22 protein-coding genes and 1 tRNA gene are annotated in these 25,241 nt (G+C 68.8%); 10 read left to right on the plus strand and 13 right to left on the minus strand.

Annotation, left to right across the window (positions count from 1 at the left end; all coding sequences use genetic code 11):
• Positions 1–43: 43 nt before the first annotated feature.
• Complete coding sequence (tmk, locus tag E3O19_RS05065; RefSeq protein WP_241981200.1) at positions 44–664, minus strand: dTMP kinase; 621 nt, start codon at positions 662–664, stop codon at positions 44–46.
• A complete protein-coding gene (gene topA, locus E3O19_RS05070) occupies positions 661–3,675 on the minus strand; it encodes a type I DNA topoisomerase (protein WP_134565800.1) in 3,015 nt (1,004 codons plus the stop codon). Before topA ends, tmk begins: the two co-directional genes overlap by 4 nt.
• A gap of 140 nt (positions 3,676–3,815) precedes the next feature.
• On the opposite strand from topA, the gene E3O19_RS05075 reads away from it, so the two are divergent.
• Positions 3,816–4,058, plus strand: a complete 243-nt coding sequence (locus E3O19_RS05075) for a hypothetical protein (RefSeq protein WP_134565802.1) — start codon at positions 3,816–3,818, stop codon at positions 4,056–4,058.
• A gap of 62 nt (positions 4,059–4,120) precedes the next feature.
• Here E3O19_RS05075 and E3O19_RS05080 read toward each other — a convergent pair whose 3' ends face one another.
• From E3O19_RS05080 to E3O19_RS05100, 5 genes are all read right to left on the minus strand, one after another.
• Entirely contained in the window at positions 4,121–4,525 is a 405-nt protein-coding gene (locus E3O19_RS05080; protein ID WP_241981201.1) for an Rv3654c family TadE-like protein, read from the minus strand.
• A gap of 26 nt (positions 4,526–4,551) precedes the next feature.
• On the minus strand, positions 4,552–4,899 hold the full coding sequence (locus E3O19_RS05085) for a TadE family type IV pilus minor pilin (RefSeq protein ID WP_134565804.1): 348 nt from the start codon (positions 4,897–4,899) through the stop codon (positions 4,552–4,554).
• Complete coding sequence (locus E3O19_RS05090; RefSeq protein ID WP_134565806.1) at positions 4,880–5,080, minus strand: DUF4244 domain-containing protein; 201 nt, start codon at positions 5,078–5,080, stop codon at positions 4,880–4,882. Before E3O19_RS05090 ends, E3O19_RS05085 begins: the two co-directional genes overlap by 20 nt.
• 509 nt (positions 5,081–5,589) lie before the next feature.
• Positions 5,590–6,579: a type II secretion system F family protein gene (locus E3O19_RS05095; RefSeq protein WP_241981202.1), complete on the minus strand. Its 990-nt coding sequence runs from the start codon at positions 6,577–6,579 to the stop codon at positions 5,590–5,592.
• Complete coding sequence (locus E3O19_RS05100) at positions 6,576–7,709, minus strand: TadA family conjugal transfer-associated ATPase (RefSeq protein ID WP_420898584.1); 1,134 nt, start codon at positions 7,707–7,709, stop codon at positions 6,576–6,578. The genes E3O19_RS05095 and E3O19_RS05100 overlap by 4 nt, the downstream gene beginning before the upstream one ends.
• A gap of 719 nt (positions 7,710–8,428) precedes the next feature.
• On the opposite strand from E3O19_RS05100, the gene acs reads away from it, so the two are divergent.
• The 3 genes from acs (at position 8,429) to E3O19_RS05110 (ending at position 11,719) form a co-directional block, all read left to right on the plus strand.
• The gene (gene acs, locus E3O19_RS05105) at positions 8,429–10,384 is read left to right on the plus strand and encodes an acetate--CoA ligase (RefSeq protein ID WP_134565808.1); all 1,956 of its coding nucleotides are present in this window, start codon (positions 8,429–8,431) and stop codon (positions 10,382–10,384) included.
• Positions 10,385–10,547: 163 nt separating this feature from the next.
• A complete protein-coding gene (locus E3O19_RS18240) occupies positions 10,548–10,727 on the plus strand; it encodes a hypothetical protein (protein WP_241981203.1) in 180 nt (59 codons plus the stop codon).
• Between the two features lie 26 nt (positions 10,728–10,753).
• Positions 10,754–11,719 carry an acyltransferase family protein gene (locus E3O19_RS05110; RefSeq protein WP_241981204.1) on the plus strand — a complete coding sequence of 322 codons (966 nt, stop codon included), beginning with the start codon at positions 10,754–10,756 and terminating at the stop codon, positions 11,717–11,719.
• Between the two features lie 115 nt (positions 11,720–11,834).
• Here E3O19_RS05110 and E3O19_RS05115 read toward each other — a convergent pair whose 3' ends face one another.
• Together E3O19_RS05115 and E3O19_RS05120 are read right to left on the minus strand one after the other, a co-directional pair.
• Positions 11,835–12,305, minus strand: a complete 471-nt coding sequence (locus E3O19_RS05115) for a RidA family protein (protein ID WP_134565812.1) — start codon at positions 12,303–12,305, stop codon at positions 11,835–11,837.
• Positions 12,306–12,307: 2 nt separating this feature from the next.
• Positions 12,308–12,475 (minus strand): Sp36 family protein, encoded by a 168-nt coding sequence (locus E3O19_RS05120; RefSeq protein ID WP_134565814.1) that lies wholly within the window; start codon positions 12,473–12,475, stop codon positions 12,308–12,310.
• A 51-nt stretch (positions 12,476–12,526) separates the two neighbouring features.
• Between E3O19_RS05120 and E3O19_RS05125 the strand changes: the two genes are divergently transcribed.
• From E3O19_RS05125 to E3O19_RS05145, 5 genes are all read left to right on the plus strand, one after another.
• Entirely contained in the window at positions 12,527–15,088 is a 2,562-nt protein-coding gene (locus E3O19_RS05125) for a transglycosylase domain-containing protein (RefSeq protein WP_166804463.1), read from the plus strand.
• Positions 15,085–16,062 (plus strand): metallophosphoesterase, encoded by a 978-nt coding sequence (locus E3O19_RS05130; protein ID WP_134565818.1) that lies wholly within the window; start codon positions 15,085–15,087, stop codon positions 16,060–16,062. Before E3O19_RS05125 ends, E3O19_RS05130 begins: the two co-directional genes overlap by 4 nt.
• A 103-nt stretch (positions 16,063–16,165) precedes the next feature.
• Positions 16,166–16,239, plus strand: a tRNA-Pro gene (locus tag E3O19_RS05135).
• A gap of 103 nt (positions 16,240–16,342) precedes the next feature.
• Positions 16,343–16,906: a PadR family transcriptional regulator gene (locus tag E3O19_RS05140; RefSeq protein ID WP_166804464.1), complete on the plus strand. Its 564-nt coding sequence runs from the start codon at positions 16,343–16,345 to the stop codon at positions 16,904–16,906.
• Between the two features lie 2 nt (positions 16,907–16,908).
• The gene (locus E3O19_RS05145) at positions 16,909–18,378 is read left to right on the plus strand and encodes a DHA2 family efflux MFS transporter permease subunit (RefSeq protein ID WP_134565821.1); all 1,470 of its coding nucleotides are present in this window, start codon (positions 16,909–16,911) and stop codon (positions 18,376–18,378) included.
• Positions 18,379–18,459: 81 nt separating this feature from the next.
• Here the strand turns inward: E3O19_RS05145 and E3O19_RS05150 are convergent, their stop codons facing one another.
• A complete protein-coding gene (locus tag E3O19_RS05150; RefSeq protein ID WP_134565823.1) occupies positions 18,460–19,470 on the minus strand; it encodes an LLM class flavin-dependent oxidoreductase in 1,011 nt (336 codons plus the stop codon).
• A 200-nt stretch (positions 19,471–19,670) separates the two neighbouring features.
• Between E3O19_RS05150 and E3O19_RS05155 the strand changes: the two genes are divergently transcribed.
• Positions 19,671–20,216, plus strand: a complete 546-nt coding sequence (locus E3O19_RS05155; RefSeq protein ID WP_134565825.1) for a VanZ family protein — start codon at positions 19,671–19,673, stop codon at positions 20,214–20,216.
• 191 nt (positions 20,217–20,407) lie between these two features.
• Here the strand turns inward: E3O19_RS05155 and E3O19_RS05160 are convergent, their stop codons facing one another.
• The 3 genes from E3O19_RS05160 to E3O19_RS05170 all read right to left on the minus strand — a co-directional run bounded on the left by E3O19_RS05160 (position 20,408) and on the right by E3O19_RS05170 (position 25,208).
• Positions 20,408–21,502 carry an LCP family protein gene (locus E3O19_RS05160; RefSeq protein ID WP_166804465.1) on the minus strand — a complete coding sequence of 365 codons (1,095 nt, stop codon included), beginning with the start codon at positions 21,500–21,502 and terminating at the stop codon, positions 20,408–20,410.
• A 654-nt stretch (positions 21,503–22,156) separates the two neighbouring features.
• Positions 22,157–22,930 (minus strand): HAD-IIB family hydrolase, encoded by a 774-nt coding sequence (locus E3O19_RS05165; protein ID WP_134565829.1) that lies wholly within the window; start codon positions 22,928–22,930, stop codon positions 22,157–22,159.
• Between the two features lie 46 nt (positions 22,931–22,976).
• Positions 22,977–25,208: a HelD family protein gene (locus E3O19_RS05170; RefSeq protein WP_134565831.1), complete on the minus strand. Its 2,232-nt coding sequence runs from the start codon at positions 25,206–25,208 to the stop codon at positions 22,977–22,979.
• Positions 25,209–25,241 lie beyond the last annotated feature (33 nt).

The following is a 25,241-nucleotide window of genomic DNA, read 5'->3' on the forward strand; positions in this document are numbered from 1 at the left end:
GTCGTTGACACTCTCCTGAGCGCACGCGCCGACCCTCGAGGGGCTAGCCGAGGAGGGTGGCGACACGGGCCCGGATGGTCGCGGCGATCGTGTCGACCGGCTCCGCGGCATCCAGGACGAGGAATCGTTCCGGTTCGGCGGCCGCCAGTTCGAGGAACGAGGCGCGCACCCGGCTGTGGAAGTCGGCCTTCTCCGCCTCGAGCCGGTCGAACCGTTTGTTGGCGTCGTCGAGACGACCGCGCGCGACGGTCTCCTCCAGGTCGAGCAGGATCGTCAGGTGCGGCAACAGTCCCTCCGCGGCCCAGAGCGACAGGTCGCGAATCTCAGCGCCGCCGAGCACCCGGCCGGCACCCTGGTAGGCGACCGAGGAATCGAGGTAGCGGTCCTGGATCACGACCTCGCCGCGGTCCAGGGCCGGCCGCACCGCGGTATTGATGTGCTGGGCTCGATCGGCCGCGTAGAGCAGGGCCTCGGCGCGGGGCGCCACCTCGCCGCGGTGGTGCAGTACGATGTCCCGGATCAGGACCCCGACGGGCGTGCCGCCGGGCTCGCGAGTGCGCAGCACCGTGCGCCCCTGGCCGGCGAGCCAGTCGGCGAGCAGCCCTGCCTGGGTGGACTTGCCGGAACCGTCGCCGCCCTCGAGCGTGATGAAGAGTCCGGTCACGACTGCGCGGATGCCTTCGCCGCCTCGGCCTTGATGGCCGCGTTCGCCGCCCGGGTGGCTGCGGCCTTCGCCGCGGTGGCCGCTTTCTGGGCCGGGGTGGTCGGCTTACGCACGGTCGTGCTCGCCCCCGACGGAGTCGCCCTCCTGACGGCCGCCTTCTTCGCGGGCGCCTTCTTGACCGCGGTCTTCTTCGCGGGCGCCTTCTTGGCGGGCGCCTTCTTGGCGGGCGCCTTCTTGACGGCCGTCTTCTTCACGACGGGGCCCTTGGCGCGCTTGTCGGCGAGCAGCTGCACGGCGCGGTCGAAATCGACCTCTTCGATGCTTTCGGCCTTGGGGATGGTCGCGTTGGTGACCCCGTCGGTGACGTAGGCGCCGAAACGGCCGTCCTTGATCTTGATCGCCTTACCACTCTCCGGGTCGGGGGTTTCGAACTCCTTGAGGGCACTCGAGGCCCGCTTCGCCCCGTACTTGGGCTGCGCGTAGAGATCGAGCGCGCCGGCGAGGTCGATCTCGAAGATCTGGTCCTCGGTGGTCAGCGACCGGGTGTCGACGCCCTTCTTGAGGTACGGGCCGAACTTGCCGTTCTGGGCAGTGATCGGGGCGCCGGTCTCCGGGTCGGCTCCCACGACCCTCGGCAGCGCCAGCAGGTGCAGGGCGGTGTCCAGGTCGATCGTGGCCAGGTCCATCGACTTGAACAGCGATGCGGTGCGCGGCTTGACCGCGGCCGCCTTCTTGGCCGGGGCCTTGCGCTTGGGCTTGGCCGCGGCGGTCGTGACGGTGGCGGCCGGAGCCGCCGAGTCGGCCAGCAGCGTCACCTCGCCGGTGACCGGGTCGACGGTCTCGCCGGGCTCGTCCACCTTGGGCTCCGGCTCCAGCTCGGTGACGTACGGACCGAACCGGCCGTCCTTGGCCACGATGGACTTGCCGTTCTCCGGGTTGAGCCCGATCACACGGTCGGTGATGACCGGCGCGTCAATGAGTTCCCTGGCCTTGGCCGGGGTCAGTTCGTCTGGTGCGAGGTTCGGTGGGATGTTCACCCGGCGCGGCGGGGCATCCGGGCCGGCGTCCTGGTCGGGGACCTCGAGGTAGGGCCCGTACTTGCCGATCCGCAGGGTGATGTCGTCGCTGATCGGCATCGAGTTGATCGATCGGGCGTCGATCTCGCCGAGGTTGTCGATCACCTGGCGCAGGCCGCGGTGCTTGTCCGAGCCGAAGTAGAAACTGGTCAGCCAGTCCACCCGGTCGGCCTTGCCGTCGGCGATCCGGTCGAGGTCGTCCTCCATCTCGGCGGTGAAGTCGTATTCGACCAGGTCGGAGAAGTACTCCTCGAGCAGGCGCACGACGGAGAACGCGATCCAGTTGGGTACGAGCGACTGGCCGCGGGGCGTGACGTAACCGCGTTCGGTGATCGTGGAGATGATCGACGCGTATGTCGACGGCCGGCCGATGCCGAGCTCCTCCAGCTTCTTGACCAGGCTAGCCTCGGTGTACCGGGCGGCCGGGGTGGTTTCGTGGCCCTTGGCTTCCATCTCGAGCATGGTCAGGGACTGGCCCTCGGCGAGCGGTGGCAGCTTCGACTCGGTCGGGTCGGTGGGGGCGTTGCGCTCCTCATCGCGGGATTCCTCATAGGCGAGCAGGAAGCCGCGGAAGGTGATCACGGTGCCGCTTGCCGAGAATTCGGCGGTCGCGCCGGATGCCGCGGGGTGCTCGGCCGGGCCGGTGGGGCCGGCCGAGATGGTGACCGACGCGGTCGAACCGGTCGCATCCGCCATCTGCGACGCGACGGTGCGCTTCCAGATCAGGTCGTAGAGCTTGTAGTCGTTGCCACGGAGCGAGGACGAGAGCGAGGCCGGCGTGCGGAACGTGTCGCCCGACGGGCGGATCGCCTCGTGAGCCTCCTGCGCGTTCTTGCTCTTTCCCTTGTAGAGGCGCGGCTGGGCCGGTACCGTTTCGGGGCCGTAGAGCGCGGACGCCTGGGTGCGTGCGGCGGTGATCGCCTGCTGCGACAACGACGGCGAGTCGGTACGCATGTAGGTGATGTACCCGTTTTCGTAGAGCGACTGGGCCACGCTCATGGTCTGACGGGCGGTGAAGCGGAGCTTGCGCGCCGCTTCCTGCTGCAGCGTCGAGGTGGTGAACGGCGCGGCCGGGCTGCGGCGGTAGGGCTTGGACGCCACCTTCGTCACGGTCACGGCGACGTCGGGTGCCTTCAGCGCCTCGGCGAGGGCGAGGGCGGATGCCTCGTCGAGGGTTGCCGCGGCCACCTTCGGCTTGAGCTGGCCCAGGTCGTCGAAGTCGCCGCCGGTGGCGATGCGTTCGCCGCCGAGGCGCACGAGCTTGGCCTGGAAGGGGGGATCCGTCGCACCGGCACCGGGCGCGAGTTGCGCGATCAGGTCCCAGTAACCGGCGGAGACGAAAGCGAGGCGTTCGCGTTCGCGTTCGACGACGAGCCGGGTCGCCGCGGACTGCACCCGGCCGGCGGAGAGGCCGGGGCCGACCTTGCGCCAGAGCACCGGGGAGATCTCGTAGCCGTAGATGCGGTCGAGGATGCGCCGGGTCTCCTGGGCGTCGACCAGGGCGGTGTCGAGGTCGCGGGTGTTGTCCTTGGCCTGGAGGATGGCCTCCTTGGTGATCTCGTGGAACACCATGCGCTTGACGGGAACCTTCGGCTGCAGCACCTGCAGCAGGTGCCAGGCGATGGCCTCGCCTTCGCGGTCCTCATCAGTTGCGAGCAGGAGCTCGTCGGCGTTCTTCATCGCCCGTTTGAGCTCGGCGACGGTTTTCTTCTTGGCGTCGGACACCACGTAGTACGGTTCGAAGCCATTGTCGACGTCGACGGAGAACTTACCCAGCGGGCCCTTCTTCAGCTCGGGCGGCAGGTTTTTGGGCTCGATCAGGTCGCGGATGTGACCGACCGAGGACAAAACCTCGTAGCCGTCGCCGAGATAAGCCGCAATGGACTTCATCTTGGTCGGCGATTCGACAATGACCAGCTTCTTAGTGCCTGGCACCAGACTCCTCTTTATAGGTAACGACCCAACGAGGGGCCAAAGCACACCATACACACAGCAATCGGGTGCCTGCCTAATCGGCCGCGCCGGTGACAGGCATTGGGGCTTGCCAGTTGTGCGCTGGTGAGGACAATGGAGGCATGGGTACACCAGCAACGGGCACGTACACCGCGAAGCTCACGGACGGCCCCCTCGAAGGCAAGACCGTCACCACCGAGTTCCTGGAATCGGGTGACCCGCGGCCCCGGCTCGAGATCCCGACGGACACGGGCTCCAAACGTTACCTCTATATGCGGGGCGCCGGCCTCGAGTTTGGCTCGTCGGAGTTTCCGGAACGGCCGACCGCGGTCGACTACCGCTACCTCGAGGCAGTCTTCGACTGACTCCACCGGTGCTGATTGCACCGGTTCTGATTGAACCGGCGCGGCACCGGTGCGGCACCGGGCTATCGGCTGGGTGGAGGCCCGGCCCGGGCGCGCGAGGCGAGATCGAAGCCCAGCACGGTGCGCACCACGGTGACGGATGCGATCAGGCCGTCCACCGCACACGCGGTCACGGCGGCACCGCCCAGTTCCGCCGCCGTGGCGGCAGCCTGGCACGGTACCCCGGCGACCAGGCCGGACGCCGTGTCGGCTGCGGCGAGCGCGGCCGCGTCTGCGGCGGCGCGCACGGCCTGACCGGCGGCGAGCACGGCCAGGAGCGGAAGCAGCACGACGGTCACGGCGAGTACGGCACCGATCACCCCGACCGCGAGCACCGAACCCGACCCTCGCTCCGCCTCATGCCAGACGTCCCGCCGGTTCGCCATCCGGCGGCGAACCGGCGCCGTCCGGCGCCGAACGAATTCCACCCGTTGCGCCGGGCCGGGCCGCGTCCTCACCCGCCACCGCCGAGCGCGCAGGACCCGGCCGTGACCGTGACCCCGAACGTGGCGAAGGCGCCGAACGCGCTCGGGGCGCGGAGACGCACGCACACGAACTCTCCCTGCCGCTCGGTGCTCATCGACGCAGCGCCGACCAGCCGGCGAACGAGCCCCGCGGCGCTCTCGTCACCGTCGCCGCGGGCCAGGGAACGAGCCGCGGCGGCCGCGGCGGCGGTGAGTCGCATCTGCTGGCCGGAGACCTGCACCGCGCCGAGGCAGAGGGCGAGCACCAACAGCACCGCGGGGACCACCGCGGCGAACTCGGCCGTGACGGTGCCCCGGTCACCCGACGGTGAGGGCATTGCGCACCAGGTCGGTCAGGATGCCGCGCACCTCATCCCCGCGGAGGATCACGATGAGCAGGCCGGCGAAACCGACCGCCGCCATGGTCGCGATCACGTACTCTGCGGTTGCGGCTCCGACGTCGGTGCGCAATCGGCGCAGAAGTCCTCTGGCGTGCGCGGGCTGGGCAATTCCGGACATCTGTTCGGCTCCTCTCGCGTCCCTCGACGCGGTTGCGGGAGGCATGACGGACACCAGAATCACCTGCCGGGGCGGGCCGGTACCGTGCCGGGTCCAACTGGTGCGTACAGATCGTCCCTCACCGGCTGTGGAGAACAGCACCACAACGAAGGTGCGGCGTCCCCGGTGAGCAGCGTGGGCTTGCCATTTTCGTAGGTTGGTGGATGATTTCCGCCCGGCTCTTCCACCCGGTCCCTGCGAGGCGTAGTCTTTGACCACCGAAGCCACGGGGCTCGGAGAATCGGGGCGCTGATGGCAGACCAATCACCGAAGAAGAGCACAGGAAAGACCGTCGCAACGGAGTCTCTGAAAGTACAGCGCGCCGCCTTGAACATCAGAACGGCACGGAACAGCTAGAGCAGTTGGACGGCAGTTGCCGTGACTTCGGGAGCCGGGCCTTGGGCCCGGCTCTTTTCGTTGACCCGGCTCTTTTCGTCAGCCCGGCACTGTCCGCCCTCCCGGCTGCCACCTCAGAATCCAGTGAGAGTCGAAGACAGCACCGTCATCAACAGCGGCACGACGCCAACCAGCATGAAGGCCGGAAGCACGCACACCCCGAGCGGAACCATCAACGTCACCCCGAGCGCCGCCGCCCGGCGCTGGCCCTCTGCTCGGGCATCCCGGCGCAACTGCTCTGCCTCGGCGCGCAGCAGTTCGGCAGCCGGCACTCCCGCACGAACCGACAACTCGAGCACCTGCCCGATGGCGGCCGCCGAGTCGGCCCGGTGCAGCGCGAATCGACCGATCGTGTCGTTCACGAGGGCTCGGGCGCGGTCCGCAGAGCCGCCGCCGCCCATGGCGATCGCCGTGAGGTCGAACTCGAGCCCCGGGGTCGGGTCCCTGGCCCTGGCCGTGCTCACCAGACGCCGATTCCACCGGTCCGCAGCGAGCATCAGGGCCGCTCCGGAGACCAGGCAGATCCAGCCCGGCACGGTGAGGAACAGCATCCGCATGGTGTTGAAGCCCATCAGACCACCGAACAGCAGGCCGATCATGGGCAGGAACATGACCATGCGGGCGGTCGCGGCCGGCCCGGCGAGTGCCACCGCGAGGTCGGCGTGCAGTCGGCCCAACTCGCGAAGGGAGGCTGCGAGCTCTCGCAGGCAGGCCGCCAGGGGCGCCCCGGCCATGGTCGCCACCCGCCAGGCCGCGGCCAGGCCGAGCCAGGCCTCGCCCACCTGCCCGCCCACCGCGCCGGCTTCGGCGGCCACGGCATCCGCGATGCTGTCGCCCTCCTTCCCGGCGGTGGCCGCCGCGCGGATGATCCGGGCGGTCGGGAGCGGCGGTTCCTCAGCCGGGCCCCGCCAACCAGGTCGCGGTGATCCCGGAGGTTGGGCGTCGACGAGGTGCTGCCAGGCGGAGGCCGGGGAGACTCCGGCCGAGAGCAGCACGGCGAGCCGCTGGGCGACCCGGGCGACATCGTCGATGGCCGGGGAGGCCTCGCGAGTGCGCGGGCTCACGGGGTCGCCTCCGGTGAACCAGGCCCAGGCTCGGCCCCCGCACCACCGTTTGTTCGGCCGGTGACCGTTCCCCCGCCGTCTCCGGCCGGGACGGTCCCCAGCCGGCCCGCGGCGTCCAGAACGAACCGGCCCACCTGTACGAGCCGGCGCTGACCGCCCCGGCGTTCGAGGTGAAGCACCAGGCCGATCGCGCTGACCGCCTGGCGTGCCACGGCCTCGGCGGTCATCCCGGCGAGGGCGCCCAGGGCCTCGAGACGCGCGGGTACGTCCCGGAGGGAATTCGCGTGCAGGGTGCCGGCGCCGCCATCGTGGCCGGTGTTCAGGGCGGCGAGCAGCTCCCGGATCTCCCCGCCGCGGCATTCTCCGAGCACGAGCCGGTCCGGCCGCATCCGCAGCGCCTCCCGGAGCAGACTGTCCAGGCCGATCCGGCCGGCACCCTCCAGATTGGGTTGCCGCGCCTCGAGGGCGACGAAGTGCGGGTGGTCGACGCGGAGTTCCGCGACGTCCTCGATCGCCACGATGCGTTCCCCCGGAGGGGCCGCCCCGAGCAGGGCAGCGAGCAGGGTGGTCTTGCCGCTGCCCGCCGCTCCCGTGATGAGCAGGTTCTCCCGGTCGAGCACCGCGGAGCGGAGGCGGTCGACGAGCAGCCGGGCCGGCTCCCCTGTGCCGCACAGCCCGGCCGCGGCGAGGGATGACAGGCTCGGCCGCTCCACCCGCGGCAGCCGGATGGACAACAGGGTGCCCGCGCTCGAAACCGGCGGCAGCACCGCGTGCACACGGATGCCGTCCGACAATCGCACGTCGACGCACGGACTGGCCTCGTCGATGTGCCGCCCGCCGAGGGCGATCAGGCGCACGGCGAGCTCACGCACGGCCGCCTCGCTGCATTCCCAGCCGGGCTCGCGCACGAGACCGTGGCCGGCGTCGACCCAGAGTCCGGTGTCGCCGTTGACGAACAGGTCGGTGACGCCGTCGGCGGCGGCGAAACCGGCGAGCGGCCCCAGTCCGGACAGGTCCGCCCGGGGCCCGGGCGACGCCGCAGCGGGCGAGGCCGCAACGGGAGAGGCCGCAGCGGGAGAGGCCGCAACGGGAGAGGCCGCGGTAGACCAGGTCGAGCCCGGCGGGGACATCTGGGGCGGGGACATGGCCGGTGGTAGTGGACGCTGCGGCGCGGCCGGAGTCGCCATGCCGACACGGCCGACACGGCCGACCGCATTCGGCACGGGAGGGCGTGCGCCGAATCCCCCCGCCCGCACATGCCTGGCCGACACGCGGGCGGCGGCCCACTCCCCCTGCTCGGTCACCGGCTCGGTCACCGGCTCCGTCACCGGAAGGGTCACCGGAAAGGTCACCGGCTCTGCCTCGCCCGGGGTGGCATAGGACGGGACGGCGACGAAGGGCTCCGGCATGGACCGACTGTAGGCCGGCCGGACGGCGGCGCCGCAGCGAGACGACGGACCGGGCGCAGTTGCCGCCTGACGCTGCTGTGGAGGAGCGGTGGAGGTGGAGGAGGAGGGCCGGGCAACAAGAAGCCGTTAAAAACAGGGGGGCGGCACCTATTGGGGGGAACAGGTGCCGCCTCGGCAGCGCGCTGATTGGGGGGAACCAAACGCACCGCAGGTCAAAACTTTCGTTCGGACGTGTCCAAGTGTATAAGGAAAACGAAGATGCGCAAGTCCCTTTTGTCCTCACAAATGAGGACATGGAACCGGCAGGGCGCTTTCGCCCCCGTACGGGGACGTTGCAAGGGGTCGCAATCGGCCGCAACCCGTGCGTTCAGTCGCGAAGAGTAGGGTTTCAGAGGGCTGGCTACGCGCCCATCAATGCATCGCAAAGGAGCGAACCAGGTATGAACGTAAAGATCGACAATCTTCTTCACGAGACCCGCAGGTTCCCGCCGACACCCGAATTCGCGGCACAGGCCGTGGGAACCGGACAGCTCTACCAGGATGCTGCCGCCGATCGTCTCACGTTCTGGGCTGATCAGGCGCGTGAATTGCTGCACTGGACCAAGCCGTTCACGAAGACGTTGGACTGGACGAACCCGCCGTTCGCGAAGTGGTTCGAAGACGGCGAGCTGAACGTGGCCTGGAACTGCCTCGACCGGCACGTGCTGGCCGGCAACGGCGACCGGGTCGCCCTGCATTTCGAGGGTGAGCCGGGCGATTCCCGGGACATCAGCTACGCCGAACTCACGGCCGAAGTGAAGCGTGCTGCGAATGTGCTGGGAAAGCTCGGCGTGAACGCCGGGGACCGGGTGGCGATCTACCTCCCGATGATCCCGGAAGCCGTCATCGCCATGCTCGCCGTGGCCCGGATCGGCGCCGTGCACTCGGTCGTCTTCGGCGGTTTCAGCGCCGAAAGCCTGCGCTCGCGCATCGACGACGCCAGCGCCGTGCTCGTGATCACCGCCGACGGCGGCTACCGCAAGGGCAAGGCATCCGCGCTCAAGCCGGCCGTGGACGAGGCCCTGGCCGGCAATGACACAACCGTGCGCAACGTGCTGGTGGTCAAGCGCACGAACGGTGAGGTGGAGTGGACCGAGCGCGACCTGTGGTGGCACGAGGAACTCGCCTCGGTCGATGCCGAGCACGAGGCAGTGGGCTTCCCCGCGGAGAACCCGCTGTTCATCCTGTACACCTCCGGCACGACGGGAAAGCCCAAGGGCATCCTGCACACCAGCGGCGGGTACCTCACCCAGGTGGCCTTCACCCACAAGAACGTGTTCGACCTGCACCCCGAAACGGATGTCTACTGGTGCACCGCCGACGTCGGCTGGATCACCGGCCACAGCTATGTCGTCTACGGACCCCTGGCCAACGGTGCCACCCAGGTTCTGTTCGAGGGAACCCCCGACACCCCGCACCCCGGCCGGTGGTGGGAGATCGTTCAGAAGTACAAGGTGAGCATCCTCTACACGGCGCCCACCGCCATCCGTACCTTCATGAAGCTCGGCCGCCAGATTCCCCAGGGCTTCGACCTGACCAGTCTCCGGCTGCTCGGCTCGGTCGGCGAACCGATCAACCCCGAGGCGTGGATGTGGTATCGCGAGGTGATCGGCGGCAACGTCGCCCCCGTCGTCGACACCTGGTGGCAGACCGAGACCGGCGCGATCATGATCTCCGCCCTGCCCGGGGTGACCACGACGAAGCCCGGCTCCGCCCAGGTACCGATCCCGGGCGTCGTGATCGACGTGCTCGACGATGAGGGCAACCACGTCGGCCGCGACAACGGCGGCCTGCTGGTGGTGACCGAGCCGTGGCCGTCGATGCTGCGCGGAATCTGGGGTGACCCCGAACGGTTCAAGGAGACCTACTGGGAGAAGTTCGGCGACGAGAACCCGCGATACTTCGCCGGCGACGGCGCCCGGCTCGACCGGGACGGTGACATCTGGTTGCTCGGCCGGGTCGACGATGTGATGAACGTGTCAGGGCACCGACTGTCCACGGCCGAGATCGAGTCGTCACTGGTGGCGCATCCGATGACCGCGGAGGCCGCCGTGGTCGGTGCGCACGACGATACGACCGGCCAGGCCGTCGTGGCCTTCGTGATCATCAAGTACAGCCACCTCGAGGAGTCCTCCCACGCGGACCTCACCGCGGTGCTGCGGGCGCACGTGTCCCAGCAGATCGGCGCGATCGCCAGGCCACGGCAGATCTTCATCGTCAGCGAGCTGCCGAAGACGCGGTCCGGCAAGATCATCCGGCGTCTGCTGCAGGATGTGGCCGAGGGCCGGGAGATCGGCGACACGACCACCCTCGCCGACACCTCGGTGATGACGGCGATCATGTCCACGCTGAAGTAGCCCCCGGCCCGCCCCGTCGCCCTGGCCCACCGCCACGGCGGCGAACTGTGAGAAAAGCCGCCTCCGAACCGCCCGGAAGGCGGCTTTGCTCACAGTTCGGCGGAGGACGGTGACGGATGCCGCGCGGAGGGAATTCACAAGGGGCACCCCTACGGTGGGGTCAATGTCCCGACTCCCCTCGCCCGGCCGTCTGGTTGCCCTCGATTCCCTGCGCGGCGTCGCGGCCCTGATCGTTCTCGTGCACCACGTCTCGATGACGGCACCGGCGGTCTCGGCCGCCTACGAGTCGAGCTCCGGCTCGAGTTCCTGTCGGTCGGCTGGTGGACGACGCTGTCGCCCCTGAAGCTGCTCTTCGCGGGGCCGGAGTTCGTGCTGGTGTTCTTCGTGCTGAGCGGCTTCGTGCTCGTGCGGTCTCCCCTCGCGGCACCCGCCTACGACTGGATGGCCTACTACCCGCGGCGGGTGATCCGGCTCTTCGTTCCCGTCGTGATCTCGGTGGGGCTGGCGGCGGCGTGGATCTACTTCTTCCCGCGCACCGGCGACCCGGGCGGCGGCGCGTGGCTGGCCAGGCAGGACAACCCCAGCCTCGGCCTCGGCAACCTGCTGCGCGAGGCGAGCATCATCACCGAGACCAGCCGGCCCGACGTCAACCCGCCGCTCTGGTCGCTGGCCTGGGAGATGTGGTTCTCGCTGCTGCTCCCGGTGAGCGTGGTGCTCGCCGCGGCCACCCGGCGCTGGACCGGGCTCTGGGCCGCGCTGTTCCTGGCCGTCTCCGCCTACGGCTACGTCACCGGGATCGAACCGTTGATGTACCTGCCCGCGTTCGCGCTCGGCGCCTTGCTGGCGGCCAACTTCGAGTCCCTCCAGGCGGGCGCGGCCTCCCTGTCCGCGCGGCGCTGGGGCACCGCCGCGTGGATCGGCCTCACCGTCCTGGGCCCGCTGCTGCTGATCGCGCACTGGCTCGCGCGCCCGCTCCTGACCGGCCCGTGGAGCGAGCTCACCCTCGCCCTCCGCGTGCCGGGCGCCGTCCTGGTCGTCGCCGCCGTCGCGCTCTGGCCGCCGCTGCACCGGCCGTTGACCGCGCGCCCGCTGGTCTGGCTCGGCACGGTGAGCTTCACCCTCTACCTCGTGCACTTCCCGATCGTGGTCACCTTCGGCAACCTGTTCGGGCCGGAGTTCTGGTGGCTCGGTGCGCTGGTCTCGGTGCCGCTCAGCCTCGTGCTCGCCCAGCTGATGACGCGCTGGGTCGAACAGCCCTCGCTGAAACTGGCCGCTGCGGCCGGGCGGGCGTTCGCGCATCCGTTGCACGCTGAGCGGCCCCGCGCCGACAGCTAGCGCCCGCGCTGCCGATCGCGCCACGTGCGCCGCTTCGCGCCAAGTGCGCCTGGCGCGGAGCGGCGGATGTGGCGCGCTCGCTTGTGACCGGACGACAGGCGCCGGGTCAGTGCAGCTAGGCGAACGAGACGATCAGCTCGACCTCGACCGGCGAGTCCAGCGGCAGCACCGCGACGCCCACGGCCGACCTGGCGTGCACTCCCAGGTCGCCGAAGATCTCACCGAGAACCTGAGAGGCACCGTTGACGACCCCGGGCTGGCCGGTGAAAGCTGGGTCGGATGCCACGAAACCGGTGACCTTGACGACCTGCGTGATCCGGTCGAGCGAGCCGATCACGGCCTTGATCGCGGCCAGACCGTTGAGGGCGCACTGGCGGGCGTACTCCTTCGCGTCCCCGGCCGGCACGAGGCCATGGCCGTCGCCGACCTTGCCCGTTGCCGGAAGAGCGCCGGACACCATCGGCAACTGGCCGGACGTGAACACGAACGCCCCAGACACGACGGCGGGCACATAGGACGCCAAGGGGGGTACCGCGCTCGGCAGGTCGATCCCCAGTTCGGCGAGGCGCGCTTCGATGTGCGACACGACTATGCACCTTCCGTTGCGGCGACCTGGCGCTTGAGGTAGGCGACGAGCCCGCCCTCCGGCCCGGGGACGACCTGCACCAACTCCCAGCCGTCAGAGCCCCAGTTGTTCAAGATTGCGGCCGTATTGTGAATCATCAGCGGCGTCGTGAGGTACTCCCAGGCAGGCATATGGCTCCGATTCAGGCGGTCTTTCAGGTTTTGTCGCGTAACCTCAATTGTATGTCTGCCAAAAATCGAACGGTTAGCGGAGCGCTCGGTGGGTTGCTCGGCTTCGTCGGGATGAGCGCCATTGCCGGCATCCTCGTCACCGCCGCTGTGACCCCCGCTCTCGCCCTGTCCGGTATGACCGCGACGAACACCATCAACGTCTTCGAGAACCTTCCCGACTACCTCTCGATCGACCAGCTGGCACAGCGAAGCAACATCTACGCCACCCGCAGCGACGGCACGACCGGTCTCCTCGCGTCGTTCTACGACCAGAACCGCGTCGAGGTCGCGTGGGACAAGATCAGCCCGTTTGTCAAGGATGCCGCGATCTCCGGCGAGGACCCGCGCTTCTATCAGCACGGCGGCATCGACCTGCAGGGCACGGTGACCGGCCTGGTCACCACGCTTGCCAGCGGATCGGCCCGAGGCGGTTCGTCGATCACCCAGCAGTACGTGAAGAACGTGCTCGTGCAGAAGTGCGAAGCGCTCACCAACCAGAAGAAGCGCACGCTGTGCTACAACTCGGCCACCGAGACCAGCCCCGACCGCAAGCTCAAGGAGATGCGGCTCGCCATCGGCGTGGAGAAGAAGTACGCCAAGGATGACATCCTCCGCCAGTACCTCAACATCACGGGCTTCGGCGGCACGGTCTACGGAATCGAATCCGCCGCCAACTACTACTTCAACACCACAGCGGCGGCGCTGACCCTGCCGCAGGCCGCCAGCCTCGTGGCGATCGTGAACAACCCGGTCAAGTTCCAGCTGGACAACCCCAAGAGCGAGACCAACGGCTCGGCGAACGGCTACGCAGCGAACAAACAGCGCCGCGACTACATCCTCGGCCAGATGCTCAAGTACAAGAAGATCGTCAAGGCCGACTACGACGCGGCGGTCGCCGCTCCGATCGAGCCGGTCATCACCGAGCCGAGCACGGGCTGCACGACCGCCGGCACCAGCGCCTACTTCTGCGACTACGTCACCAACATCCTCCAGACCGATCCGACCTTCGGTCCGGATGAGGGGACGCGCTTCGCGAATTTCCGTCGCGGTGGTTACAACGTCTACACGACCATCGACCTCGATCTGCAGAACGCGGCCGTCGACACGATGAACAAATACGTGCCCAAGAGCTATGACGGCTGGGACGTCGGAAGCGTCATCACGAGCGTTCAGGTGGGCACGGGGCGTGTTCTGGCGATGACCCAGAACAAGGACTACACCCAGGACCCGAACGTCGCCGCCACCAACCCCAACGCGACCGGAGTCAACTACAACACCGATATCGACCAGGGCGGATCGCACGGCTTCCAGCCCGGATCCACGTACAAGGTCTTCAGTCTCGGCGAGTGGCTCACGGAGGGGCATTCCCTCAACGAGCGCGTCGACTCTCGGCGCAAGTCGAACTGGGGAACCTTCAAGGACAGCTGCAACGGCCCCCAGACCTTCCCGGGCTTCAACCCGAAGAACGACTCCAATGAGGCCGGAACAAACTACAGTGCCCTGGAATCCACGATCAACTCGATCAACACGGGCTACATCGGGATGGCCAAGAAACTCGACCTGTGCGGCATCCGTAAGACGGCTGAGGCGTTCGGCGTTCACCGCGCCGACGGCGACCCGCTTGAACAGGGTGCCTCGGCGGTGCTCGGCACCAACGAGGTCGCGCCCCTGAGCATGGCCGTCGCCTTCGCGGGCATCGCGAATAACGGCGTGACCTGCAGCCCGGTGGCGATCGACAAGATCACCGGTCCCGACGGCAAAGAGCTCGCGGCGCCGAAGTCGACCTGCAAGCAGTCCGTCGACCCTGCCGTCGACGCGGGCATGACGTATGCCATGCAGCGGGTGATGTCGGAGGGAACCGCCACCGCGTCGAACCGCGCGACGTCGCCGAAGGTCCCGATGATCGGCAAGACCGGCACAACAGACGGCAACAAGGACACCTGGATGAGCGGGGCGAGCACCAAGGTCGCCACCGTGGTCGGAGTCGTCAGCGTCACCGGAGACATCAACCAGCGCCAGGTGAGCTTCCCCGGCGGCACGGCGGCCACCGCCCGTCACCGGATGTGGCCCGACATCATGAGCGTCGCGAACGCCAAGTACGGTGGCGACGCGTTCGCGGAAGCCTCCTCCAAGGTCCTCCAGGCAGTTCAGATCCCGGTCCCCGACCTGCGCGGCAAGTCCATCGCGGAGGCCCAGGCCACCCTTGAGGCCGCCGGCTTCAGCTTCACCGACGGCGGCGTGACGGACTCCGAAATGCCCGCGGGCACCGTCGCCAGGACCGACCCGGCCGGCGGTACGAGCGCCAGCCGCGGGGCGACCGTCACCGCGTTCACGAGCAATGGGACCCAGGTTGTCGTGCCCGACGTGGTCGGTAAGACCGAGGCCGAGGCTCGGGCCACCCTGAGCGGATTTGCCGTGACCAAGACCGAACAGGACGTCACCGACCCCAGACAGGTCGGCACCGTGCTGGCAATGACACCTGCGGGCGGAACGGGCTCGGCACCCGGCGGCCCAGTGGCGATCGTCATCGGCACGCTCGCCACCGGCAACGGCAAAGACAAGGGACACGGATGACCACCGTCGGCGGCAAGGCCGTCGCGGTGAGCGTCGGGGCCGTCGCCGCGGCCGGGTTCGCCGCGTTCGCCTGGGGCTCCCTGGTCGAGCGCCGCCTGTTCACGCTGCGCGAGGTGAGCGTGCCGGTGCTGGCTCCCGGGTCCGACCCGATCAGAGTGCTGCACCTGTCCGACCTGCACATGGCGCCGTGGCAGCGGGACAAGCAGGACTGGGTGCGTGGCCTCGCCGACCTCCAGCCCGACCTGGTCGTCAACACCGGCGACAACCTCGGCCACGCGGACGGAGTCTCCGGCATCGAGTATGCGCTGGAACCGTTCCGCGGCATACCGGGCATCTTCGTCAACGGCTCGAACGATTATTTCGGCCCGATCTTCAAGAACCCGTTCCGTTACTTCGCCGCGCCGTCGAAGCTGCGGGGTGCCATGCACCAAACGCTCGACATTGACAGCCTGCACCGCGTCTTCGCGAATCTCGGCTGGACCAACCTGAACAACAGGGCCGAGGCGCTCGACATCAACGGCACGCACCTGGAACTGTTTGGCGTGGACGACCCGCACATCCGGCGCGACAGGCTCGACCTGATCACCCGTGCCGTCGACGACCTGCGCGCGAACGACCCGCTCGCCGATGAGTCCTGGCCTGATCCGGAGGAAGCCGCCGCGCCCCGACCGACGCTCACCGTGGGTGTCGCGCACGCCCCATACCAGCGGGTGCTGAACTCCTTCGTGAACCATGGGGCGCAGCTGATGCTCGCCGGCCACACCCACGGCGGCCAGGTCTGCGTGCCCGGGTTCGGCGCCCTGGTCACCAATTGCGACATCCCGCGCACACAGGTCAAGGGGCTCAGCCTCTGGAATACCGGCCTGCACACCGCGTACCTCAACGTTTCGGCGGGGCTCGGCACCTCCATCTACGCGCCGGTCCGGTTCGCTTGCCCCCCTGAAGCGACGCTGCTCACCCTCACGTCCGCCTAGTCTCGACGGGCTCCACCACCGGCGGTGGTCACGCCCCCGGTGGTCGAGCTTGTCGAGACCTACCTCCCGGTTGGGGTTATACTTGACAAGGCTTACGAGCCATCGGGGTATGGCGCAGCTTGGTAGCGCGCGTCGTTCGGGACGACGAGGTCGCAGGTTCAAATCCTGTTACCCCGACAGAAACATGAAACCCTCACTCTGCGGAGTGGGGGTTTTGTGCATTCTCGATCGTCACGCCCAGGGTCTTGACCGGCGAGACTACTCATGCGAGAGTAAACGGATGTCGTCCATCCGCCTCTTCATTCTCGGCTCCCTTGCCGAACGCGGGCCCATGCACGGCCACCAATTGCGGCTCCTCGCCGAGCAGGAACACGTCCACCTGTGGACCGACATCTCCGTCGGCGCGGTCTACGGCGCCATGAAGCGGCTCGCCGCCGAAGGAATGATCGACGTCGTCCGGGTCGAACGGGAAGGCAACTACCCCGAGCGTCAGGTCTATGAGGTCTCGCCGACCGGCCGACAGGCGTTGGCAGCCCTGCGGCTCGACGGACTGCGCACGATCGTCATCAAACCAGACCCATTCGACCTCGCCATGACCCGCCTCGACCCAGACCGCCTCGACGAGCTTCCCCTGATGATCGGCGCCCGGCTGCTCGCCCTCCGCGCCCTGCTCGCCGACGCCGAAGCCGTCACGGCTTCGGCCCTCCCCTACCTCACCGCCAGCGAGCGCTTCATTATGCTCCATAAGGCCGACCGCATCCGTGCCGAAATCACATGGCATGACCACCTCGTCACCGTCCTACCCGACATCATCGTGGACGAACACGCCCGAAAGGACCATTGACAATGTCACACCCCACCCAGGAGGCTCGCCCCGCAGCGGTCATCCCTCGCCATGCGTGGCAAGCCCTCGTCGTGCTTCTGGCCGGCATGTTCATGGCCCTGCTCGACACGACCATCGTGAACGTGGCGCTGCCGACGATCCGCACGAGCCTGAATGCCTCGGAGGCGACGCTCTCCTGGATCATCTCCGGCTACGCCCTCGCCTTCGGCCTGGCCTTGATCCCGTCCGGGCGCCTCGGCGACCGGATCGGACACAAGTGGGTCTTCTTCACCGGTCTAGCCCTGTTCACCCTGGCCAGCCTGGCCTGCGGCCTGGCCCAGAACGACCTCCAGATGATCATCGCCCGGGTCGTGCAGGGTCTCGCCGGAGGAATGTTCGTGCCCGCCGTCACCGCGGTGATCCAGTTGCTGTTCCCGCCGATGGCCCGCGGCAAGGCGTTCGCGATCATGGGTTCCGTCATCGGTGTCTCCACGGCGCTCGGGCCGATCCTCGGTGGGCTGATCATCCAGGCCTTCGGCAACGAGAACGGCTGGCGACTGGTCTTCTGGGTCAACCTCCCGATCGGCGTCGCCGCGTTGATCGCCGCCGCACTGTTACTGCCGTCCGGCTCCGAACGCAAGGCCGACGATGCCAGTTCCGGCATCGACTGGGTCGGCCTGCTCCTCATCTCCGCCGGCCTGGTCGCGCTGCTCGTGCCGCTGATCGAGGGCCAGGACCAGGGCTGGCCGCTCTGGACCTACCTCACCCTGGGAGCCGGAGCACTGCTCATCGTCGCGTTCGGCGCCTGGGAGGTCATGTTCACCCGGTGGGGCAAGAGCCCGTTGGTCCCGCCCCGGTTGTTCCGGCATCCGGCGTTCTCCGGCGGAATCGTGCTCGCCCTGGTCTACTTCGCTGCGTTCACCAGCATCTTCTTTACCATCTCCATCCTCTGGCAGGCCGGCCTCGGCCACACCGCACTCGAGTCGGGGCTGGTGTCGATCCCCTTCGCGTTCGGCACGATCATCGGCGCCTCCCAGAGTAATCGGCTCGCCCAGAGCCTCGGCCGCACCGTGCTGGTCATCGGCGTGGCCCTGGTCACGGTCGGACTCGTCTGGATCTGGCTCGACCTGCTGCTGATCGGCCCGGAGATCACCAACTGGCAGCTGCTTCCGCCGCTGGCGATCGCGGGGCTCGGCAGCGGCTTCTTCATCGCGCCGAACGCCCAGTTCATTGTGGCGACCGTGGACCGCACCGAGGCCGGCGCGGCCAGCGGTGTGGTCGGCGTGATGCAGCGGGTCGGCAGCGCGATCGGCATCGCCGTGATCGGCAGCGTGTTCTTCGGTACCCTCGTCGTCGCCGGTCCCGGTCCGGCCGCCCTCGCCACGGGCTTCACCACCAGCGCGACCGCCGCGATGGGCGTCAGCGCTGCGTTCAGCGTGCTCGCGCTGCTGCTCGTCTTTGTGCTGCCCAAGCGGGTCGATGCCCGCTACTGACCCGACTGAGTTACGCAGAAAGCACCCTCGGAGGCGAGGTGAAGGTGCTTTCTCCGCGACCGAAGCGCGGGAGCGCGCGACTCAGGCGGCGGTGCGCAGGCCGGCCACGATCTCCAGCGAGCGGATGCGGCCGGCCAGGCTGGACGCCTGCGGGCTCACCATCAGCTCGTCGGCGCCCGTCGACCCCAGCAGGGTCGTCAGCGCGGCATCGACCTGGTCGGGGGTGCCGATCGCCTGGCGCCGGTTGCGGGTCTGGACGAGGTCCTGCTCGTAGGGCGAGAAGCGGTAGGCGAGCGCCTCCTCCAGGGACACGGGCGCAGGCTTCTTGCCCTGGCGCATCCGGATGTAGGTGATCAGACCGGGCAGCGATTCGCGGCGGACGACCTCCGCGTCGTCGTCGCTGATCACGCTCACCGCGATCATCGCGTGCGGTTCGGCGAGGAAGCTGCTGGGCTCGAACCGGTCCCGGTAGACGGCGAGCGCCGCCTCGGTGCCGTCGCCGGCGAAGTGGTGCGCGAAGGTGAACGGCAGCCCGAGCACGCCGGCGACCTGGGCGCTGAAGCCGCTGGAGCCCAGCAGCCACATTTGGGGGGCGTCGCCGAGGCCGGGGTAGGCGGTGATCCCGCGGAGCGGGTTGTCCTCCGCCAGCCCGCCGTGGAAGAAGCCGATCAGGTCCACGAGCTGCTGCGGGAAGTCGTCGACGCCGAGGCCCTCTGTGCTGCGGCGCAGGGCCATGGCGGTGGCGCCATCCGTGCCGGGGGCGCGCCCGATGCCAAGGTCGATCCGGTCGCCGTAGAGGGCACGCAGGGTGCCGAACTGTTCCGCCACGACGAGCGGAGCGTGGTTGGGCAGCATGACCCCGCCCGAGCCCACCCTGATCCGCTCCGTGCGCGCCGCGATGCCCGCGATCAGCACGGGAGGGGCGCTCGAGGCGATCGCCGGCATGTTGTGGTGCTCGGCGACCCAGAAGCGGTCGTAACCGAGGTCCTCTGCGACCTGCGCGAGACGGATGCTGCCGGCCACCGCATCCGCATTGGTGCCGCCCGCGGGGCGGCTGGCCAGGTCGAGCACGTTGATCGGTAGCGTTTGCATCTCTCCCCCCAACGCGCGGCCGGGCGTTTTGATTCCCCGGCCAGGGTCGGATTCGGCACGGCGTCGTGACGAAACCCTGAAGCTGGGCCGTTCGTGCTCCTCCCAGCGAACGCGTCTAGGGTGGGGCAATCTGCAGTGTTGCGGTCCGTTCCCCGGCGCCGTCGACTGGAGCCGACCGCCCGGCCCGGGGAGGTAACCGCATGACCGCTGACCGGCTCACGCCTCCGCCGACAGCTGGCCCGGCGGGCGCCCGGGGCTCCTCTCGCACCAGGGGCGGGCTGCACCCACTCGTATCTACTCCGGGCGTACCCGGGCGCCCTGGGCTGCACCGCTGGACGGTCGGCCTCTGCGTCGCCTACCTGGTCGCCCTCCTGCTGATTGCGTTCTGGCCGTCACCGGTGGACCAGGACGCCCACGGCTACCTCGTCACCCTCCTCGACCTGCTCCAGCGGCACGGCGCGCCGGGGTGGGTGCGCTATGACCTGATCGAGTTCTCGGCGAACATTCTCATGTTCGTGCCGGTCGGGCTGTTCCTGGTGATCCTGGCCGGTGGCCGGCGTTGGTGGCTCGGCCCGCTGGCCGGATTCGGTGCGAGCTGCGCAATCGAGCTGGGCCAGCTTGTCTTCCTGCCGGCCCGGTTCGCCACGGTCAGTGACATCATCGCGAACAGCTCCGGCGCGATCATCGGCACCGCGCTTGCCCTGCTGCTGCACCACCGGACGGGTAACCCGGGCCCCACCCGCTAACCGGCATTCGCGGGGACCGGCCGGCCCAGGCCGCACGCCCAGGCCGCACGCCCAGGCCGCACGCCGCGGCCGACGGACGGTTTGACCGGAAAGCGCCCAACCCGATGAGCGCTCCCCGGCTGTCCCGCAGGCGCCAGGCGCCCCGGGAACTCCCTGGTGCGGAGGCCCGTCCGACTCTGCCCCCGCCCCGGCTACCTGATTGTCTGAACCTCCGGCTGGTAGGAGCCCAGGGTGTCGGTCTTGAAAGCGTTCTGCACGGCCGCGAGTGCCGACCAGTCGATGTTCACGATCGACTGCCCGTCGCTGGAGGTCCCGGTACCGTTGGTCGGCATGGTGAAGAATTCGACCTCCGGTTCACGCACCGCCCGCAGCTCCCACGCCAGCCCGGTCAGGTAGGCGGAGTTGAGGCCCTCGTCAACCGCAAGGAAGGGCGTCACCGAGTTGACCAGGCTGGTCGTCTTCCCGATGTCGGCGAGCACCGACTTGTGCATCATCGCCACCAGCACCGCCTGGATGATGAGCTGCTGGTTGCGCACCCGCTGGAAGTCGCCGTCGGAAAACGCGTAACGTTCCCGGGCGAAGGCCATGGCTTCCGTGCCGTTCAGGTGCAGCGCGCCCGTCGAGAAGTAGTGCCCCTTCATGTGGTACGAGGCAAAGCCGATCGGATTGCTGATGTCGACGCCGCCGAGAAGGTCGGTGACACCCTTGAAACCGGCGAAGTCGACGACCGCCACATGGTCGATCCGCACACCGAGCAGTGTCTCAACGGTCTGCACGGCCAGTGGCACTCCGCCCCAGGAAAGAGCGGCGTTGATCTTCGCCGTGCCATGCCCGGGGATCTCCAGCCAGCTGTCCCGCAGGATCGACATGACGTAGAGGTTCTTGCGATCGGCAGGAACGTGCACGACCATGATGGTGTCTGATCGTTCGCCACGGATGCCCGCCAGGTCACGGTCGGTGGTGCCGCGGGTATCCGAGCCGAGCAAGAGGATGTTCTGGGCTTGCGCCACCGGCGCATCGGCTCCCGGTGCCGGGGTTGGCGAACCGGGCCGGATGTTGGGCTGCGGGCTGGGCCCGATGGCAGTGCCGCCGGGCGCCGCCGGCGGCCGCACCGCATCCGCGGGGAAGGCGTTCGATATCTTCTCGGTCTGGGCGTCGAAGGTGTGGGTCAGCGTGAACGCGTAGACGCCGCCGATCGAGACGAGCAGCAGCAGGACCGCCTCGAAGACACCCCAGGTGATGCGCCAGGGGTGGCGTTTGCGCGGGGCGAGGGGCGTCTCAGACATAAGAGCCCCCGGACCGCCGGGCAGCAGCGCAGGAGTCGCTCGGCGGAGCGTCGGCTCGCCGATCGGTTCTTGAGGGTGGTTCATCGATCCGGAAAATTGGTGTTTTCCGGCGCGACGACACGTAGGACACGTTCGGCATTCGGGTTGCCTCCAGCTACCGCTCGGGTAAACGGTTACAACACAATAGCGCCGTACCCCTCTGATGGGAATGGGGAATCCGCTGCGCTTGGCCAGCAGTCCACCTACTCTTGTCACGCGTCGGGGACCAGCCATTCGCCAGGCTGCTCAGCGACGACATCATCGACGCCCGCGACCCATTGCTCGCGAAGATGCTCGCCAAATAGAGCAGATGGAACGCGAGCATCGTCGCCCTGATGGAGGTGGATCCGTCGCGGCTCCAGCCCTACGATGCTGCCGCGGTCGAGCCGACCGGCGACCGGACCTGGTGAGGGTGACCGGACTGGTCGAGAAGCCCGCCGCGGCGGATACCCTTTCGAATCTGATCATCATCGGCCGCTACGCGCTCCGCCCCCAGTTTGCGTCAGCACCTTGAGCTGAACACCCGGCGGCGTCAGGTCAGCGCGTCAGGTCAGCGCGTCGGGTCAGCGCGTCGGGTCAGCGCGTCAGGTCAGCGCGTCAGGTCAGCGCGTCAGGTCAGCGCGCGCCGGCCTCGAGCCGCGGGATCAGGGTCTCCAGGAACGCGGCGGTGTCTTCCCAGTCGCCGACGGCGACACACTCGACCCCGAGCACCTTCACCGGGTAGTCGTTACCGTGCTCGTCGAGCCGGTCGCCGACGAAGAGCATCTCGTCGAGGGAGACGCCGGTGAGCGCGGCGAGCTTCTTCATCCCGTAGGCCTTGTCGATGCCTCGCCGGGTGATGTCGACCGAGGTCGAACCGCCCGACCGCACCTCGAGCTCGGGAAGGAGCGTCTGCACGGCCTCGCGGAGGGTGTTCTTTTTCTCACCGCTCGGGTCCCAGGCGGCCTTCGCGGCGACCGGGGCGGCCTGGCCGAGAGCGGAGAACGTGATCTGCGAGCCGCGGTCTTCGAGGATCGGGCCCCAGGTGTCGCTCTCCCAGTAGCCGAGCTCGCGGGCGGTGGCCTCCACCGCGGTCAGCGCGCTCGTCTTCTCGGTGTCGGTGAGGAGCTCGGCATAGATCTGGATCCAGGCACCGTCGACGTGCCGGTAGTACTGGGTGCCGCAGGTGGGCATCAGGTGCAGGCCGGCGAGGGCCTCGTCGGTGACGTTGTCGAGGTTGTCGATCAGCTGCATGTGGAACTGGGCGATCTGGCCGCCGGAGATGACGCAGACCGGGGCGGCACCGAGGAGGCGCACCATCAGGGCCGCCATCCGGGGGTCGAGCGGGGATTTGGAAGCGGCCAGGGTGTCATCGAGGTCGAAGGCCACGAGCCGGGGAAGCGAAGTCATATAGAGAAATATTACAGGTCGCCGACCGGCTCCACGACGGGGGCAGCTAGCCGAGGCCCTCCGGCAGGGGGCCGTCGGTGACGAGGTAGAGGCGCTGGGTGGCGCGGGTGAGCGCCACGTAGAGGGCGCCGACGCCGCGGGAGGAGGAGGCCACGATCGCGTTCGGGTCGACCACGACCACCGCGTCGAACTCGAGCCCCTTCGCGTCTGTCGGAGTGAGCAGAGCGACCTGCCGGGTGAGGCCGAGCGCGCCGAGCCCGACGGCGTCACCGATCTCCGCGGTGAGGGCGGCGTTGACGGCGGCGACGGATGCCGGGACCACGATCACCGCGAGGGTGCCGCCGGCGCCCAGGGCGAGGTCGCGGCGCACGGCGTCGGCCACATCCGTCACCGTCTCGATCGGCCAGTCGCTGGCCCGCACCGACCGCGCCGGGGTGATCGGCAGGTTGTGCGCCAGAGCCATCGCCTCGGCGGCCGACGCGATCTGGCTGGGCGTGCGGTAGTTCACGGTGAGCTCTTCGAGCCGCCAGCGGTCCGCCTCGAGGGACGAGCCGAGGATCGGCCGGAGCGCGTCCTTCCAGTTCGTGGCAGCCGCGGCGGACGCCGCCTGGGCGATGTCGCCGACGATGGTGAACGAGCGCTGCGGTCCGCGGCGCAGCAGCAGCCGCCACTGCATCGGTGAGAGTTCCTGCGCCTCGTCGACGACCACGTGCCCGTAGGTCCAGGTGCGGTCCGCGGCCGCGCGCTCGGCGGTGGTGGCCCGGTCGCCCAGCTCGGCGAAGTTGTCGGCGAGGGATGTCGCGTTCACGAGACCCTTCACCGCCATGTTGGCGATGGCCGCCTCCGCGTTCTCGATGTCGCGCTTACGCTGTTCCTTCTGCTCGCGCTTCTGGGCCGCGTCGACCACGTTGTACTCGCCGAGGTGCATGGCCGCCTCGTCGAGCAGCGCCACGTCGGCGATCGTGAACGGAGCGTTCCGCGGGCGCTGCAGCAGGGCGCGCTGCTCGGCCGAAAACCTGGGGGTGAGGGAGGCCAGCCACTCCGGCCGGGAGTAGAGGTCTTGCAGCAGTTTCTGGGGTGTGAGCGGCAGCCAGGCCGTGTTCAGGGCAACCCGCACGGCCTCGGCCGAGCGCAGGTCTTCCCGCAGCATGGGCAGGTCGCTCTCGTCCATCGAGGCACCATCGGCCTTCAGCGTCTCGAGCCACTCCCGCGACAGAGCGTTGAGGGCGTTTTTCACGAAGGTGACCCTGGCCTGGTTGTGCGGCTTGCCGCTCGTCTGCGCCCGGTGGATGGCCTTCGCCATCAGCTCCGTGGTGAGCGTGACCCGGTCGCCGTTCACCTCGAGCAGCGCGTCCCGCTCGGGGATGCGCTGCCGGGAGCGCACCGCACGCTCGATCACGCCGGCCATCGCGGTCTGGCCCTTGAGGGCGGCGACGGCCGGGGCATCCTCGTGGGTCGCGTCGACGCCGGGGAAGAGCTGACCGACGCTGGCGAGCACCACCCCGGTCTCACCGAGGGACGGCAGTACGGCCTCGATGTACTGCAGGAACGACGGTGACGGGCCCACGATGAGCACGCCAGAGTGCTTGAGCCGGTCCCGGTGGGTGTAGAGCAGGTAGGCGGCGCGGTGCAACGCCACCGCGGTCTTGCCGGTGCCGGGGCCGCCCTGCACCACGAGCACACCCTTGAGGTCGGAGCGGATGATGCGGTCCTGCTCTGCCTGGATGGTCGCCACAATGTCGGACATGTGCCCGGTGCGCTGCGCGGTGAGCGCGGCGAGCAGGGCGCCCTCGCCCTGGTGGTGGGTGGCCGCCTCCCCCTCGAGCAGTTCGGCGTCGAGGATCTCATCCTCGATCCGGATGATGCTGCGCCCCTTCGAGAGCAGGTGCCGGCGGGCGCGGGCGCCGAGCGGCGTCGCGGCGGTGGCCTGGTAGAACGCGCTGGCCTGCGGCACCCGCCAGTCGAGCAGGATCGGCTGCAGGTCTTCGTCGCGCAGCCCGACCCGGCCGATGTACCGGTAGATCGAGCCGTCGTCTGCGTCGGATGCCGTCTCCAGCCGGCCGAACGCCAGCCGGTCGTCAACCTCCCGCAGCTGCACGATGCGGTCCTCGTAGAGGCGGGCGAACGTGTCCCTCTCGGAGCGCGCCTGGTGGTTGCCGCCCACGTTCAGGCGCCGCACCGCGGTCAGTTGCTGCTCGGCCTCACGCTGCAGCGCGTCCAGCCGCGCATACAGCGTTGCCACATAGTTCTGTTCCCGCTGAAGCTCCAGGTCGACCACAAAAACACCCCTCAAATCCGACCTTCGAGTTTA

The organism is Cryobacterium algoritolerans, assembly GCF_004402785.1.
Taxonomy (GTDB): domain Bacteria; phylum Actinomycetota; class Actinomycetes; order Actinomycetales; family Microbacteriaceae; genus Cryobacterium; species Cryobacterium algoritolerans.

Coding starts and splice junctions, on each gene's coding strand:
- E3O19_RS05075 (WP_134565802.1), top strand. CDS start 3,816: ATGGGTACACCAGCAACGGGCACGTACACCGCGAAGCTCACGGACGGC.
- E3O19_RS05085 (WP_134565804.1), bottom strand. CDS start 4,899: ATGCCCTCACCGTCGGGTGACCGGGGCACCGTCACGGCCGAGTTCGCC.
- E3O19_RS05090 (WP_134565806.1), bottom strand. CDS start 5,080: ATGTCCGGAATTGCCCAGCCCGCGCACGCCAGAGGACTTCTGCGCCGA.
- E3O19_RS05100 (WP_420898584.1), bottom strand. CDS start 7,709: ATGTCCCCGCCGGGCTCGACCTGGTCTACCGCGGCCTCTCCCGTTGCG.
- acs (WP_134565808.1), top strand. CDS start 8,429: ATGAACGTAAAGATCGACAATCTTCTTCACGAGACCCGCAGGTTCCCG.
- E3O19_RS18240 (WP_241981203.1), top strand. CDS start 10,548: ATGTCCCGACTCCCCTCGCCCGGCCGTCTGGTTGCCCTCGATTCCCTG.
- E3O19_RS05120 (WP_134565814.1), bottom strand. CDS start 12,475: ATGCCTGCCTGGGAGTACCTCACGACGCCGCTGATGATTCACAATACG.
- E3O19_RS05125 (WP_166804463.1), top strand. CDS start 12,527: ATGTCTGCCAAAAATCGAACGGTTAGCGGAGCGCTCGGTGGGTTGCTC.
- E3O19_RS05130 (WP_134565818.1), top strand. CDS start 15,085: ATGACCACCGTCGGCGGCAAGGCCGTCGCGGTGAGCGTCGGGGCCGTC.
- E3O19_RS05140 (WP_166804464.1), top strand. CDS start 16,343: ATGTCGTCCATCCGCCTCTTCATTCTCGGCTCCCTTGCCGAACGCGGG.
- E3O19_RS05145 (WP_134565821.1), top strand. CDS start 16,909: ATGTCACACCCCACCCAGGAGGCTCGCCCCGCAGCGGTCATCCCTCGC.
- E3O19_RS05150 (WP_134565823.1), bottom strand. CDS start 19,470: ATGCAAACGCTACCGATCAACGTGCTCGACCTGGCCAGCCGCCCCGCG.
- E3O19_RS05155 (WP_134565825.1), top strand. CDS start 19,671: ATGACCGCTGACCGGCTCACGCCTCCGCCGACAGCTGGCCCGGCGGGC.
- E3O19_RS05160 (WP_166804465.1), bottom strand. CDS start 21,502: ATGTCTGAGACGCCCCTCGCCCCGCGCAAACGCCACCCCTGGCGCATC.
- E3O19_RS05165 (WP_134565829.1), bottom strand. CDS start 22,930: ATGACTTCGCTTCCCCGGCTCGTGGCCTTCGACCTCGATGACACCCTG.